This is a genomic window from Capnocytophaga periodontitidis (assembly GCF_016126015.1).
In the GTDB taxonomy this organism is placed as follows: domain Bacteria; phylum Bacteroidota; class Bacteroidia; order Flavobacteriales; family Flavobacteriaceae; genus Capnocytophaga; species Capnocytophaga periodontitidis.
In genome coordinates, this window is sequence record NZ_JAEFDB010000004.1 from 145,296 (window position 1) to 160,635 (window position 15,340).

The 15,340-nt window shown below is 37.0% G+C and carries 16 protein-coding genes; 3 read left to right on the forward strand and 13 right to left on the reverse strand.

Annotation, left to right across the window (positions count from 1 at the left end):
- Positions 1-7: 7 nt before the first annotated feature.
- The 9 genes from I7X29_RS08380 to I7X29_RS08420 all read right to left on the reverse strand — a co-directional run bounded on the left by I7X29_RS08380 (position 8) and on the right by I7X29_RS08420 (position 7,088).
- Entirely contained in the window at positions 8-973 is a 966-nt protein-coding gene (locus I7X29_RS08380) for a pentapeptide repeat-containing protein (protein WP_198473988.1), read from the reverse strand.
- A 12-nt stretch (positions 974-985) separates the two neighbouring features.
- Entirely contained in the window at positions 986-1,594 is a 609-nt protein-coding gene (locus I7X29_RS08385) for a hypothetical protein (protein WP_198473990.1), read from the reverse strand.
- Positions 1,595-1,746: 152 nt separating this feature from the next.
- Entirely contained in the window at positions 1,747-2,316 is a 570-nt protein-coding gene (locus tag I7X29_RS08390) for a hypothetical protein (protein WP_198473993.1), read from the reverse strand.
- A 56-nt stretch (positions 2,317-2,372) separates the two neighbouring features.
- Complete coding sequence (locus tag I7X29_RS08395) at positions 2,373-3,071, reverse strand: WG repeat-containing protein (protein WP_198473995.1); 699 nt, start codon at positions 3,069-3,071, stop codon at positions 2,373-2,375.
- 261 nt (positions 3,072-3,332) lie between these two features.
- Positions 3,333-3,851: a YfbM family protein gene (locus tag I7X29_RS08400; protein ID WP_198473997.1), complete on the reverse strand. Its 519-nt coding sequence runs from the start codon at positions 3,849-3,851 to the stop codon at positions 3,333-3,335.
- A gap of 12 nt (positions 3,852-3,863) precedes the next feature.
- Positions 3,864-4,571: a hypothetical protein gene (locus I7X29_RS08405; protein WP_198473999.1), complete on the reverse strand. Its 708-nt coding sequence runs from the start codon at positions 4,569-4,571 to the stop codon at positions 3,864-3,866.
- Positions 4,572-4,609: 38 nt separating this feature from the next.
- Positions 4,610-5,344, reverse strand: a complete 735-nt coding sequence (locus tag I7X29_RS08410) for a hypothetical protein (RefSeq protein WP_198474001.1) — start codon at positions 5,342-5,344, stop codon at positions 4,610-4,612.
- Between the two features lie 14 nt (positions 5,345-5,358).
- Positions 5,359-6,150: a hypothetical protein gene (locus I7X29_RS08415; RefSeq protein ID WP_198474003.1), complete on the reverse strand. Its 792-nt coding sequence runs from the start codon at positions 6,148-6,150 to the stop codon at positions 5,359-5,361.
- 191 nt (positions 6,151-6,341) lie between these two features.
- Positions 6,342-7,088, reverse strand: coding sequence for an acid phosphatase (locus tag I7X29_RS08420; protein ID WP_198474005.1), 747 nt, complete (start codon positions 7,086-7,088; stop codon positions 6,342-6,344).
- 385 nt (positions 7,089-7,473) lie between these two features.
- Here I7X29_RS08420 and I7X29_RS08425 point away from each other — a divergent pair, with 385 nt between their 5' ends.
- The 3 genes from I7X29_RS08425 (at position 7,474) to I7X29_RS08435 (ending at position 9,616) form a co-directional block, all read left to right on the forward strand.
- Entirely contained in the window at positions 7,474-7,806 is a 333-nt protein-coding gene (locus tag I7X29_RS08425) for a hypothetical protein (protein WP_198474007.1), read from the forward strand.
- Between the two features lie 91 nt (positions 7,807-7,897).
- Positions 7,898-8,716 (forward strand): class I SAM-dependent methyltransferase, encoded by an 819-nt coding sequence (locus tag I7X29_RS08430; protein WP_198474009.1) that lies wholly within the window; start codon positions 7,898-7,900, stop codon positions 8,714-8,716.
- Positions 8,717-9,100: 384 nt separating this feature from the next.
- A complete protein-coding gene (locus I7X29_RS08435) occupies positions 9,101-9,616 on the forward strand; it encodes an OmpH family outer membrane protein (protein ID WP_009413068.1) in 516 nt (171 codons plus the stop codon).
- Positions 9,617-9,702: 86 nt separating this feature from the next.
- Here I7X29_RS08435 and I7X29_RS08440 read toward each other — a convergent pair whose 3' ends face one another.
- The 4 genes from I7X29_RS08440 to I7X29_RS08455 form a co-directional block, all read right to left on the reverse strand.
- Complete coding sequence (locus I7X29_RS08440) at positions 9,703-10,368, reverse strand: LysE family translocator (RefSeq protein WP_198466841.1); 666 nt, start codon at positions 10,366-10,368, stop codon at positions 9,703-9,705.
- Between the two features lie 122 nt (positions 10,369-10,490).
- Positions 10,491-11,042, reverse strand: coding sequence for a hypothetical protein (locus I7X29_RS08445; RefSeq protein ID WP_198474011.1), 552 nt, complete (start codon positions 11,040-11,042; stop codon positions 10,491-10,493).
- A 437-nt stretch (positions 11,043-11,479) separates the two neighbouring features.
- A complete protein-coding gene (gene rnr / locus I7X29_RS08450; protein ID WP_198474013.1) occupies positions 11,480-13,711 on the reverse strand; it encodes a ribonuclease R in 2,232 nt (743 codons plus the stop codon).
- Positions 13,712-14,198: 487 nt separating this feature from the next.
- Positions 14,199-15,083, reverse strand: a complete 885-nt coding sequence (locus I7X29_RS08455) for an NAD kinase (protein ID WP_009413073.1) — start codon at positions 15,081-15,083, stop codon at positions 14,199-14,201.
- Between the last annotated feature and the right edge of the window lie 257 nt (positions 15,084-15,340).

A 15,340-nucleotide genomic window follows, 5' to 3' on the forward strand; every position in this document is an offset into this window, starting at 1 on the left:
TATAACCTTACTTTATTCTGCAATTGGTGGCTTCTGCTGCCTCGCAAACAAGGTCGTAGAGTCGCTGTGCAAAAACAAAACTTTCGGGTTCTTTAGGGTTTGTAAAATCTTTAGGGTGAGCGAATGCATAAGGTCTTCGCGGGTGCGGACGATAAAACGATTTGGCATAACGCATAATCATTTCATCGTCGCTCGCTTTTGCTTCTACCAGCTCACAAAGCTTGTCGAAAAAAGCATCTGTGCAATGTACCAAACAGTTGTTTGGCGAGGGTTTCACGCGGTCTAAATAGCAATCTGCAAAGCTACTCATCATTACTTCAGCTTGAGAGAAATCTATACGATCAAAGCGATTATCTACCTCTTCGGGAGTTACGTAGCCTTTTTTCCATTTTTCAGACCCCATCTCTAGACTGTCAAACGAACAATCATACAGCGTTCCTTTAAAAACGCAATCTTCTAAAGGAGAACCCCAAAAGTTGATTTTTCGCATTTTGCCTTCAAATAAACAGTCTTTTATCAGGTCGCAGTTAAAAAATAGTTTGGTGTTTTTCTTGCGTATGCCTTTAAATGAGCAAGATTGTAGGATACCATAAAAAGTATGGTCTTTGATCGTGCAATCATCAAAAGAGCAGTTTTTAAATATCATTTTGCCAGCAAGGCTTTTGTCGAAAAACGCTTCGTTAAAGACGCTGTTTTCAATCGTACTAGGGTTTTTATGTTCTTTTGAAACAAGTAAGAAATTAAGCCATTTTGAGCCCGAAAAATCGCAATTTTGCATTCCTGTGATAATGAGTTCGAAGTAATCGTAATAATACTTGTCGTGAGAGTATTCCAGTTTTATCCCACGAAAGTCCTGCAAGCCTTCTTCAGTAAGTCCAAAAGGAGACACACTAAGGTTTTGAGTTGCTGCAAGCACGTCTTGCAAAGAAGGATAAACATCCCAACGTTTTTTGAGTTTTATGGGTATTGCCATAGGATTAATTTGCTAATTTTTCTTATCTTTCCAAACATCGGGATTGAAGTAGTAAGTAAGTCCTACTTGGTAGACTACATTTTTAGGTTCGTAGCGGAAAGGGTATTCACGCGTATAATCATCTTTTGTAACACTCCATCGTCCGCCTTTGATACGTGCTTCAAGAGAAAGTTGTGGATTGAGGTATATTTCAAGTCCCATAAATCCAGCGATGTCCATCATACGTTGGTCGGGGATTTGAGCATCCTTGCTTAGAGCAAAATCAAGAGAGCCTCCGCAATCTAAGCGCATTCCTTTAAAGAATCTAAAACTCATTACATACCCCACTGATAGATAAGGGATAGAGTAGGAAGTGTTGATACCTTTTTCGGAGTATTTGTATTTACTACCTTGACCTGAGTAGGTGAGCTCAAATTTACCTGCAAGAAATTCGTATACATAGTCGGTATAGACAAATCCGAAGTAAGGTTTTTGAACGGGATCGTAATCGCCATCACCTCTGAAAGAAAAGTTAGCAAAGTTTATCCCACCTTTAGCACTCAAGGTACTATAGCGCAACCAATCATTTTGTGCTTGTGTGGTAAGGCTTAAGAGCAAAAACAAAGAAGTGATATATTTCATAGTTGATTTACTAATTAGCTAATTATAGGACAAAAGTAGAGTATAATGAGCAAATGAGCAAATTTGGCACGAGCTATAAGCTCTATTTATAGTAGGCACGAGCTATAAGCTCGCGCCAGCGGGGGGATTCTTTTCATTCTTAGACAGATATTTTAATAATAGACAATACTCCTTGTGTAATGCTGTACACAATCAGGATAAGTACCGGCTTGTTTGTGAATCCAATTGCCGTGGTCATCATACTCGTAGGTAGTGGCAGGTTGAGAGCGCAAGATACCATTTTTATAAAAACTCGTAAATGTACGGACTTGCTCTGTGTAGGGTACTCTACGATTCTGTTCAGTATGTTCTATTTCTTTCTCTATGCGTTCCTCTTCACCTCTTTTGTAGTGGTAGGTTTTAGTCTTTGTTATTTTATTCTGCTTGTAAAAATGAACTCTGAGGGTTACTTTCTCTCCTTGATAGGAGTAAAGGTGCTCTTGTGAGGAGTCTTCCCAAGCATACCAAATGTTCTTCACTACATTTCCTTGAGTGTCAAACTCAGTGATACACGTCCATTGAACATAGTCTATACAAGCTGCACACTTTCCTGAATAGGAAGCAGTAGTGGCTTTTACTTGTTTTACTTTTCCTTTGAGGTCATACTTTTCCCAATCGGTTTGCTGAGCTTGCAAGCTGAAAACAAATGTTAGGACTATAAAGGGCAAAAATATTTTTTTCATAGGGTTCTTGATTTTAGATAAGAGATAAGAAATTAATAAAACATTGATAATTAATATTATAAGAAATTACCTTCCTTATCTATAGTCAGTTCTTTGCCATTTTTGATGAGCAAATAATAATAATCTTCCCATTCTTCGGTAGGTTCTGAATAAGGCTCGGCGTGTTCATATTCAAATGGGAGCTTTGTATTTCCTTTTTTGTCAATCATTCCCCATTTGCCCTTGTATTTCACCATTGCGTAACCACTTTCGTTAAAATGATCTGCGTCATCGTATACAAATGGCAGTACGAGCTCTCCTTTAGGATTTAAAAAACCGTAATACCCTCTATTTTTGGCAAATGCCAAACCTTGGTAAAACACATCAATTTCGTCAAACCAAGGGGTAAGACTTTTGTTGTGGATATCCAAAAGTTGATAACTATCGTTCAATTTTACCACAAATACGCCTTGTGAATACCAAATAAAATCATACTCAGCAGGGATAATTTCCTCACCTGAAGGCTTGATGATTCCTCTTAAATTGTTGATAGTAACATCGTAAAAAGGCATATCTTGAGGGGGATTGGTATCAATATAATCGTATTTCACGGGGGTGATTTCCAATCCTTTAGGGCTTACAAGTCCGTATTTATCGCCTTTGCGCACCATCATATTCTCGGTGCGTGTGGGGAGTACTTCATCGTACTGTTTGCGCCAATCGCTGTTACAAGCTGCACAGCATAGCGCTAAGGTTGTTATTAAGAATTTTTTCATTATATTGTTGTTTTTGGTTATTCTATTAAAAATATATTGATTATCATATTTATAGCCCCCGTTCCCCCGAAGGGGGACAAGCCGGAAAAAGAGACTTTTATGATAACTCTCAAAATACTCTTACAAAAAAACTACAAAAGCTATTGATAATCAGAGTAATCAACTTTGCCAAAGTTTCTTGCTTGTGCGGCTCGCACCTTTGGCAAAGTGTAGCGATGCAAAAGCGATTTTGAGACTTTTTAGAAAGCCCCATATTTTCCTCTAACTCAGGAAAGTAACTATCGCCTCTCCCCTACTGGATGCCGTAGCAAAAAAAGATTGAAGTGCTTGAAAATAAGAATACAAATACTCAAAATCTTCCTCATTCCAATCCAATGAAGGGTATAATTCCTCCTCTTCACTCATTGCCTCAGGATCGTAATGCGCTTTTAAATCAGCTTCTGTAAGTGAAGCTATTTTGCGATGAATACCCGCTACTTGCTCAGGAGTAAGGTAATGAGCAGGTCCGTAGCCTACATCCATATCTTCATCAAAGAATTGCGCACTGAAAAAGATACGATTCAGGCTATCTACTTCATCCTCAGGAGTTCCAGAAGCAAACGGACTTCCTGTAAGCAAGTATAAAATACCGCCCCACGCTTTATCGATATCCAAAAAAGCATCATCATTATCTTCTGATTCATACAATACATCCAATTTCTCTTCAAAAAGAGAAGGCGTTTGAATGTAGTTTTCAAGCTCCTGCTTAGAGATGCGGAGCAAATTCATAATCATACTCATAGTTTTTAATATTTAGTCGTAATAAGTTATTTCTCTGCGTACAATTTCAGGAAATCTATCTTTTGGTACTGGCTTCTCAAAAATTTCTTCTCGCTCTATCCAATTGCCTTTATCATCATAAGTATATTTGTAATGATAGTGTAAAAGTTTAGTTCCTTTTAAGTTATATACCTCTATATCAGTTATTTGACCTTTATTGTCATAATGATAACTCTTTATATCGCCTTGAAGTGTATAATCTACCTGTCCGTTATCTTTGTAATAGATGTCATTTTCTATTGTGGTATGCCCTTTGACAGTAAATGATATTTGAGTATGAGTACCAAAATAACGATAGGTTGTACTTTCAGATTCGCCAACTTTTTCTACCAAATAAGTACCTGCTTTATCATATAAAAAGCTGATAGCCGTTTCTTCTCCCTTATCAGGGTAACTAATTCCCTTATCAGGATAACTAATTCTTTTACCGCCTTTTAAGTGATTGTGCGCATCATATTCATAACAGTATACAATATCGTGCCCAATATTCTTTTCCACAAGATTTCCCTTTAGGTCAAAACGGTAAGTGATAGGTACTACTACTATCATTTTAGTTGTCGACAATTCAGGAGGATACTTTAGAAGACTCACTTCTGTAACCGATTTTACTTTCCCTTTAAGGTCTAATCTTGCGGTTGTATATTCCTTTTGTGCCTGCAAATGAATTGTTTCTATAAACATAAAAATCAAAAAAAGATACCTCATCATAAGATTATATATTAGTCGTAATAAGTTATTTTTCTCTGTACAATTTCAGGGTATTTATCCGGTATAGGAGTCTGAAAAGTTTGCTTCTTCTCTACCCAATTGCCTTGCGCATCATACACATACTCATAACGGTAGCTATTACTCACTTCACCATTTTCGTCGTAGAAAATAATCGTCGCTACCTCGCCTTGGTCGTTATAAGTATAGACTTCCTTTTTACCATCTCGAAGTATGTAATTAATTTTGCTATACGAATAAGGTTTTTGGTAGTAAATCTCCTTCTCATCAATCACTTTTCCACCAATGGTATGAGTTATTTTACAGTGAACAGGTGACAAATAATCTATTCTTAATTTCTCTGTCATCTTTTTATAAAAAGTAAGTTCTTCCCAAAAAGCCCCATCTTTAACGCGTATAAACATTATATCTGCCTTTATTTTCTCAGAATAGACATACTTTTTACCACCCGATAAATAATGCTGATAGCGATCGTATTGATATACATACTTGATATCCGCTCCTATACTTTTCTCAGTGAGGTCTCCTCTTTGGTTAAAAGAATAAAGCGTAGGGATAGGACTTTGCATTTTCATAGTAGCTAATTTTTGAGGAGGATACGCATACTGAGTAGTTTCAGCAATGCTTTTCACCTTCCCTTTGAGGTGCATCTCAGCACACGAATATTCATTTTGCGCCAACAGCCCAAAATGTATGGTAAATACTATGATAAAGATAATATTTTTCATAAACAAATCTCGCACTAATTGGTAATTTCTCTCTCCACATACCCTACGATAGTCCCATTCACAAAGATAGTACGGGTAATCCAATTACCTTTTTTGTCGAAGGTATGCTTAAACTGTTGATTATTTGTACCCGTTGGGATACCCTTTTTGTCATACGTATAACGCAATACTTGTGGGGGAGTGTTACCCTCAGCAATACTGCGCTCCACTACCCTACCCTCACGGTCGTAACGCACTTCTATGCGTATTTCGGAAGAAGTATTGCCCTCGGTAACCATCTTGAGCAAAGTGCGCTGGTTGTGCTTATTGAACTCCTGCCACACCTTAGCTTTTTCTTTATCCGTTTGCAAAACACCTTCAATAGGATTGCTATTGCTATCCCACTTGCTAAAAGTATACACCTGCGTAGGCGATGCGCTCCCCTGCATTAGCATACGATAAGAAAGCAATTTCCCTTGAGCATCGTATTCATATTTACCTGTAGAAATAAGCGAACCACCGTGAGCCGTTTTGGTAATCGTTACCTCCAAAGGATGTTGTACAGTATCATACACATACTGGTAACGCAAGCTGTTACCACTATAACGCTGTTCAGAGTCCGTAGCGTACCCCGCTTTGTCAAACACATAACGATTTTCCGTAGCGAGGCGTTTTTGTTTAAGGTCGCCGCGATACACATCATACGTACGTTCCACCATCGTTTTCACCTCTCCTTTCAGCTCCTTATCAGCACGAGTAATGGGAGGATTGACAATTTGTGCTATTCCTAAAAAAGGAACAAAGCACAGAAAAAGCATTTTTTTCATATATTATTAGTTATTAATAGCAATCAAAAAGTTGAGTTAAGTACCTTTTAAATATAGCCCTCGAATCCCCGAAGGAGGAGAAGGTGCAAAAGCAATTCTCACTGTAACTTCTAATAAAACAATATATCTTTTTTAAAAAATTCTTGATTTATTTTATTAGTATTTAGTCGTTAGTATCTAACTCCTGAAACCTATCGTCTATTACCTGATCGTCCTGAAAGTTTAGCAAATTCTGCTTTTGCTTTAGTGAGTTGTTCCATAAACTCTTTATTGGCGTGCAAGCGAGCAACTACAGCACTAGCAACAAGTCTGCCTGCATCTACATCACTTTGGAAATGATAACCGCAAATCACTCTACTCTGTCCGATTTCATAACCGCGTTTAAGGATTTCATTTTGTCGTTCTACATTGATTTCAGCCAATACCAAGGCAGTAGCCCAACCAATAGCCGTATGTCCTGAAGGATAAGAACCGTTAGTAGAGAGTCCTTGTTGTTGTTCGGTGTTACAAGTATCTTCATTGTAGAATGTAAACGGACGCATACGCATATAGTGTTCTTTAGCACTACGGGTAGCATAATCGCCGGCATCTTCACGAAAATGACTAATGAGCTTGTAAATTTCTGGAGTTGCTTCTTTAGAAATTGTCATCCCAAAAGCCTGCGAAAACGATTTAGCTACTCCATCACCGTAAAGGCGTGCATCGCTCACGGCTTGGTCACCGCGCAGTGTAGGGCGTTGCATTTTGCCCCAGCGGTATTGAGCCTCATCATTCAAGAAAAGAATACTATTCACAGCAGGAGGAGGGGGCAGAAGTTCTAAACTACTTGCTACATCTTCCAAAGAGAGGTAATGATGTGATTCTTTTTCCTGTGCTTGTACAAAAGTACCAAGGGTCATAAAAGCAAAGAAGCTTACCAAAATAGAATGTTTTTTCATACTAATATTGTTTTTATGGTTAAAATTCGCCGACAAAAATAAGGATAAAAGAATAAAAATACAAGCAATAAAAGAATAAATCTCAAATCATAAAATACCCTGAATTTTTTAATTAGGGATAGCCCTGCACATACCCAGCTATGAGCATTCATTAGTTTTCCCGAAGAGGGACAAGCTGGAAAAGTGAGTTTGAAATTACTCGAGAATAGCCCCCGAACCCCCGAAGGGGGACAAGTCGAAAAAGAGAATGTTTATAAAATGTTCCACGTGGAACATTTTTTAATTAACAATTCACAATTGCGAATTATTAATTATAAATTGATAATTGTTAATTAATTTACTACCTTTGCACCATCTTAACTCATATCTCTCAACTCTTACCTAAGTGAAACGTTTTATCGTAAATAAATTTTTCGTACCCAAAGGCTTTGCAGGAATTACCCTCTATCCTTTTGTATTTACAAATAATCCGCGACTATTAGAAGACCCTCAGTTCATCAATCACGAACGGATACATCTTGCTCAACAACGCGAACTCTTAGTGATTTTTTTCTATATATGGTATCTCATAGACTTCGGAATTAAATACCTAAAGTACAAAGATAAATATCGCGCCTATCGCAATATCATCTTTGAAGGTGAAGCCTACGAAAACGATTATAACCTCCACTATCTAAAAACACGAAAACTATATGCCTTTCTTCGAGGTAAGAGATAAGAAGTAAGAGGTAAGAAATGTTCCACGTGGAACATTTCTTCAATTAACAATTAACAATTAATAATCAAAATGCCCGTGTGGTTCACACCTGATGATAATTAAAGATTACAGTGTATCACAAGAGGATTTTACTCTTGTATATGATTCATTATTAGAACTTTACAGAACAAATCCTGTCCCTGATGAGCTGGGTAAATACTACGAAAGTGAGACATATATCTCACATACTGATAGCCGTAAAACACTATTCGACAGACTCTACCAATGGGTGAAAAGCTATAACCTAAAGCATAAAATTGCACTCATCAAGCAATACAAAAAAGGAAATATACACCTCCTCGACATAGGGGCGGGTACAGGCGACTTTGTGTTGAGTAGCAAAAAATACGCTCATTGGGAGGCTATGGGCATTGAGCCCAGCGAGAAAGCACGTGGTAAAGCAGAAGAAAAAGGCTTATTGCTACAAGCGGATTTCGGCAATCTCCTGCCCCACTCTTTTGATGTGATTACAATGTGGCACGTACTAGAACACGTACCCGATGTAACACAAGAAATACAGATTATCAGCAACTTACTAAAAGAAAACGGTATTGCTGTAATAGCAGTGCCTAACTATCGTTCCTGGGATGCTCAGCATTATAAAGAACATTGGGCTGCTTATGATGTACCCCGACACTTATGGCATTTTTCCAAAAAGAGTATCGAGCAGCTTTTTGCCAAAGAAGGTTTTCACCTCCTCGCTACCCACCCTATGCTCTTTGATGCCTTCTACGTGAGTATGCTCTCCGAACAATACAAAACCGGTAAGAAATCATTTCTCAAAGGATTCCTCAACGGACTCCGTTCTAACTACTACGGTTGTCGCAAAGGAGAATACTCATCACAGATTTACATTTTAGGTAAGAAGTAAGAGATAAGAGTTACCTATTTTTACTATTTTTGAAGCTAAAAATAGTAAAAACTTTAAATAAGGCGTTTTTACGATACTTCTCCCTTATCAATAACTAAGTATATCACTTTTTAAAAATAACGCTTAAAAACGGCTGTAATAAAGTCGGTTTTGATAAAGTATTTTTATAGATTTTTAATTTAAAATAGAAAATGATTATTTTTAGGGAATAGGGGTCAGGTTTCACGTGGAACAATGAAAGATGAATGACGAGTGACGAATGACGAGTGATGAATGATGAGAAATAGTATTTTACTTTTTTGAGTAATAAAATTAAAAAATATTTCATTTACACACAAAACTTTCTTATTTTTGCGACCTGAATTGAATTAAACATTATAGAAAATGAAAAAACTCATCTTAACAGGCGTAGCAATCCTCACTCTTACTGCCTGCACCGATAAGGTGGCTTTCGTGGATAACAGTAAACTCTTAAACGAGTACCAAGAGAAAAAAGACATCGAGGCTAAATTGAAAACTGAAGTTGATGCCTATAAGAAAAAACGCGATAGTATTTCGGTAGCGTTCCAAACTGAAGCACGTGCTTTCGACGCTCAGGCTAAAACCCTCCCTCAAAACGTAGCTCAGAAAAAATACAATGAGTTGATGCAAAAGAGTCAGATATTGCAACAACACTTGCAACAAGAAGAAGAAAGATTGCAATTGGAAAGCCAAACTCAAATGGATTCTCTACTTAGCAAAGTGAAGAAAAACATTAAAGAATATGGCAAACAAAAAGGCTATACCTTTATCCTTGGTGCTAACGACGGCGGCAGCGTGCTCTATGGTGCTGATAACAAAGATATTACTAAAGAAGTTACTGAATACTTGAACAATCAATATAAATCAGGTAAGAAGTAACAAGGCCACAGGCCTTAGGCCATAGGCAATAGAAAATAGACTTTGTCAAGGTTTTTAAGACTTTGACAAAGTTTTTTTATTGATAGCTAATCAGTTAATTGTAATACGTTAGGAAAGAACGCTTGGAGTATCAAGAAAACTCCAAAGACTAACAATATAATGCTAATCGCACGTTTGATTTTGTAGATGTGAAAAGCGGTAAGTCGGTTTTTAAGTTTCTTAGCAATGAGAATTTTAACGATATCTATACCAAAGTATACTAAAATAATAGAAGTGAAAAATACAAATATCCTACTGGCATTCATATCGAGTTTAGGACCAAAAACGATGATAATTCCTAACCAAAAACCTAAAACCCCTATATTGATGAAATTCAGTAGAAAACCTTTGATAAACAGGGCTACATAGTTCACTTTTTCAGCTACTTGCAAGTGCGCATTTTCCTTATTGTCCATTGTTTTCTTGAAGTCTTTCTTCAGTTTGATGAATGAGATAAGCCCGTAGGCTACCATTATAAGTCCGCCAGCAAAGAAGAGTTTAGGATCGTCCTTAATTTCGCGTAGCAGACTGCTGGTAGTGAAATAGACAATGAGAATGAAGACAGCATCGGCTAATACTACCCCCGAATTGAAAGCAATAGCTGCCCTAAATCCTTTGGTAATGGCTGTTTCCAGCAATACAAAGAAGACAGGACCTATGGTAAAAGCTAACAACAAGCCTAAAGGTAATGCAAGCAATACATCCGCAAACATCTATTTCTACCTAAAATTTGATTAATTGCACAAAAGTACTAAAAAACTGCTGAATCACAAAAAATAAGGGAGAAGTTTTTAATACCTCTCCCCTACTCTATTGGTTTTGTGATAATTATTAACTATGGCTTAATAATTTCATTTACTTGTTTTAGAGTTTCTTCATCTTTCAAATCAACCAATTCATCAAGATCTTTAGAAAGATAAAAAGCTCTTACATCAGGTACATAAACTAAATAATTATCGATACCCTCAGTATAATAATTAAAAAGCAATTGCTTAAAATTACTAACTCCATTACAAGTTTTCTCTAAATTCTCACCATCATTATTTGCATAAAATACGGTATAATTATCTTTTTGATTGTGAGAAAGTTGTTGTTTTTCATACTTACCAGCCACATCAAAACCTACACCCCAGCTCGATTCAGCAATGATACTTGACAAGAAAGTAACGGTATTATCTTCTTTGTTTAATTTGTATGAGACAAGTAATACTTTCTCATTTGGAACAAAGTTTACTGATTTCTCTGATACAGTTTCAAAGAACTCTTTATAAGTCATTGACTTATTTTGCAAATCTTGCAATGGTTCTTCATTTTTTTCCTTAGAGCAAGACAGTAATACTACTGCAAAAAACAGTATAAACAACGAAAATTTCATCATTTCTTTCACATTAATTCAATTTTTAAATTATTAAATCTTTCTTTTGCACGTTCTTTTTTATGAAGACAGTAACCCGTAGCTCAGTTAGGGGAAGTTATTTTTAAAGAAAAATTCTCACTATATTTTGTTTTATAGAAGAAAGCAACAAAATATATCTCCAAAGGAAATAATATCAATATCAGTCATAGGCATTAGGATTTTATAGGACAAAGGTATATTATATTTTTATAACTTCCAAATATTTTTATAACTTTTTCACTATCAATCTACAAAATATCTTATAATTATTTATATATCAATATTTTATAAATATATTAGTAAATACATATTGTTACTCAATATATTATTAAAAGTATAAAAAAACTTTGCCAAAGATACGAGCCGTACGGGCAAGAAACTTTGGCAAAGTGTAGTGATGCAAAAACTGCTTGTCGTGCTACGATTCATTATTCACTTATGAGTTCAAAGTCTAATTGCTTTTTCATCAGGTCGGTGTTTTTCACACGTATCATTACTTCATCGCCAAGCTGATAAGTTTTGCCAGTGGCTTGTCCTACCAAGGCGTATTGTTGTTCATCGAAAGTGTAATAATCGTCTTTGATGTCGCGAGCGCGTACCAATCCTTCGCATTTGTTTACGGTAATTTCTACATAAATACCCCATTCGGTTACGCCTGAAATCACTCCTGCAAACTGCTGGTTCTTATGGGCTTCCATATATTTCACCTGCATATATTTGATAGAATCACGCTCAGCCGATGCTGCTAAACTCTCCATTTGTGACGAGTGTTTGCATTTGGTTTCATATTCGGCTTCGGGTTGTGAAGGGGCGTTATCTAAATAGAGTTGCAAAAGACGGTGTACCATCACATCGGGATAACGACGTATAGGCGAGGTGAAATGGGTATAATAATCAAACGCTAAACCGTAATGCCCTATGTTTTTAGTAGTATAAGTAGCTTTTGCCATTGAACGTATTGCCAAGGTATCGACTAAGTTTTGTTCTTTCTTGCCCTTTACTTCTTCTAACAAATTATTAAGTGAATCGGTAGTGGTTTGACGGTTGTTCAAGTTCAAGCTATAGCCAAATCTACTAATCACCGCATTGAACTGTTGGAGTTTATCGGCATCGGGTTCATCGTGTACGCGGTATACAAATGTCTTTTTCATCTTGGCTACGTACTCGGCTACTTTTCTGTTAGCCAATAACATAAACTCTTCAATCAGTTTGTTAGCTTCCTTGCTTTCTTTGAAATATACCCCTGTAGGGTTGCCGTTCTCATCGAGGTCGAATTTTACTTCCACTTTATCAAAAGTAATAGCTCCCAAACGCATACGCTTGCCACGCAATTTTTCGGCTAAAGCATTGAGCGTGAGAATAGCTTCTACTACCTCAACAGGTACTGCACGCTCTTTATCGGTAATAGAAGTCTCGGCAGGAATGGTATACCCCTCCCCTACTTTGGATTGCTCTATTACTGATTGTGCTTCTTCGTAAGCAAACCTAAATGAAGAGTGTGTTACAGTGCGTCCTATCCAAATATCTACCACTTCGGCTTTCTTATTCATCTCAAATACTACCGAAAAGGTGTATTTATCTTCATCGGGGCGGAGTGAACAAGCGAAGTTACAGAGGACTTCGGGCAACATTGGCACTACCCTATCTACCAAATATACTGAAGTAGCACGGTTGTAAGCCTCTTCATCTAATATAGTACCTTCTTTCACATAATATGATACATCGGCAATGTGTACTCCTATCTCATAATTGCCATTCTCCAAAAGTTTGAAAGACAGTGCATCATCAAAGTCTTTTGCATCACGAGGGTCGATAGTGAAAGTGAGGGTTTCACGCATATCACGACGGCGGGCGATTTCTTCTTCGGTAATAGAAAGGTCTAACTTTTTAGCAAAGGCTTCTACCTCTTCTGGATAGGTATAAGGCAGACCGTATTCGGCTAAGATAGAGTGCATTTCCGTAGTTTGCTCCCCTGGTTTACCGAGTATCTGTTCCACTACCCCCATAGGCGAATCGCTTTTGTCTTTCCAATCTTCTATGCGTACAATCACACGGTCGCCGTCCTGAGCACCATTGAGTTTGTCTTTCAACACAAAGAAATCAGTATACATACGAGCATCGGTAGGGACGACAAAGGCAAAGTTTTTGTGCATTTGCACAGTACCTACAAAGCGCACTTTGTTGCGTTCTAATACCTTACTGATTTCCCCTTCCATCTTATTGCGATTTCTAAAACGTGGAAATACATACACTTCTACCAAATCGCCGTGAAGGGCTTTGTTTAGAAAATTCTGTGCTACAAAAATGTCGTTGTCTAAACCATCAACTATTACATAACCATTACCTCGTGAACTCACATCAAGCGTACCCACATAATAGTGTTGCATAGGGATAGCTTGATACTTTCCGCGGTCGATTTCTACGATGCGTTTTTTCTCTTTCAGTTGTACGAGTTGTTTCACCAGCATATCACGACGTGGTGCATCGGTAATGTGAAGTTTGGCAGCAATTTGCTTGTAGTTGAACCCCTCTTCGGGGTGTTCTTGTAACACCGAGAAAATTGCTTTGATAAGCTCTTGCTTGTTGCGTTTAGCTAAACTTTTATTCTTTTTAGGTTTCCCTGATTTGCCTTGTTTTTGAGTTTTATTTGTTTTTTTCATAGTAATTTCTTTTTTAGATGTGAGCCACACAGCAATGTGACTAAATGCAAAGATAATCATTTTTGAGTTATCAACAATCTCTAAATTATAAACTGAAAAAAATATTTTTTTAAAAAAAGAAGGCTATTATTATGAGGGTGTGAATAGGAGGTAAAAAAATAGGCTTAAAAATTTGCTTTTTTCAGTTGATGTGATTTATGATTAGTTATCAACAATAAAAAACGATTTACGGATTTTAAAATGAATATTTTAGGCGAAACTGTTGATAACCGCTCAACAACTATTCAACTGCATTTTGTGGATAATTTTTTAAAAGGGCAATTGTGGATAACTGTTGTATCACTGTTGATAATTTTCTAAAAAATAAATTTGCTTATTTTAGACTTGGGTTTGTATATACGGAAAAGTGAGAGAAACAAATTTATTTATCATTTTTTTAGTAATAGTTATAAACAAGTTTTAGGAGTCAGGGGATAGGTTTCAGGAGTTATTTGTTTCTTCTGTCTTCACCCCAGAGTAGTTTGTATCTTAGTGTATTGATAAAACTATCGCCGTCTAATCGTATCATTTTCACTACAAAGGGTGCTTTGCGCACAATAATAGAGTGCTTTTTGTCTACCGATTTGATATGAGAATCTAACGATAAAAGGAATTTCTTTTCCCGTCCTGAGATAGTGAGTTTAATTTCAGTATCTTCGGGGATGATGAGCGGCCGCATATTGAGGTTATGTGGTGCGATGGGGGTAATGACAAAGTTTTTAGCTGTAGGTAAAATTACGGGGCCGCCGCAGCTCAGTGAGTAGCCTGTAGAGCCTGTAGGGGTAGAAATGATAAGTCCGTCAGCCCAATACGATGAGAGGAAGTCACCGTTTAACTCAGTATCGATAGTAATCATTGAGGCTGTATTTTTTCGTGTAACGGTAATTTCGTTGAGGGCGAAATTTATAGGGTCTACCGGATCGCCACTATCGGCATAGACAGCTTCTATCACCGAGCGTTCCACTACTTCGTAAGTTTTATCGCGCAATTGCAGAAAAACGTTTTGCAGGTCGTCTTTATGAGCATTTGCTAAAAAACCCAAACGCCCTGAATTGATACCTAAAATAGGTATTTGTAAATTGCGGAGATAAGTAATACCTTTCAGCAGGGTACCGTCGCCCCCAATGGTGAGCATTACCTCGTACGAATTATCGAGGTCGGCAAATGAGCTAAAAGGTTTAGCTTTGAGGAATTGGTGAGAGCGGATATTCAGTTCTTTAAGGATTTCACATTCAATAAATACCTCGTCATCGGGCAAGAGGTGAGAGAAGAGTTCGCGCAGTATAGCTTCATTTTCGGTAGAATATTGTCGGATATAGATTGCTATTTTCATTGATTTGCCAATTGGTATGGCAAAGATACAAATTAATTGATAATGAACAATTGACAATGAAGAATTTTTACTATTTTTGTTTTTTTAATCTCCAATAACAAGTTGCCGATAGTATCAATTTGTATATCGCAGGACTTGCTCAGAATGAAAAAGCGATCCACGTTTCTTTTTCTGATATATATCAAAACGACACCTTAGATGTGCCCCCACATTATATCAAGAACCAAAAGAAATTAGGAAAGGAATTTATGAAGTAT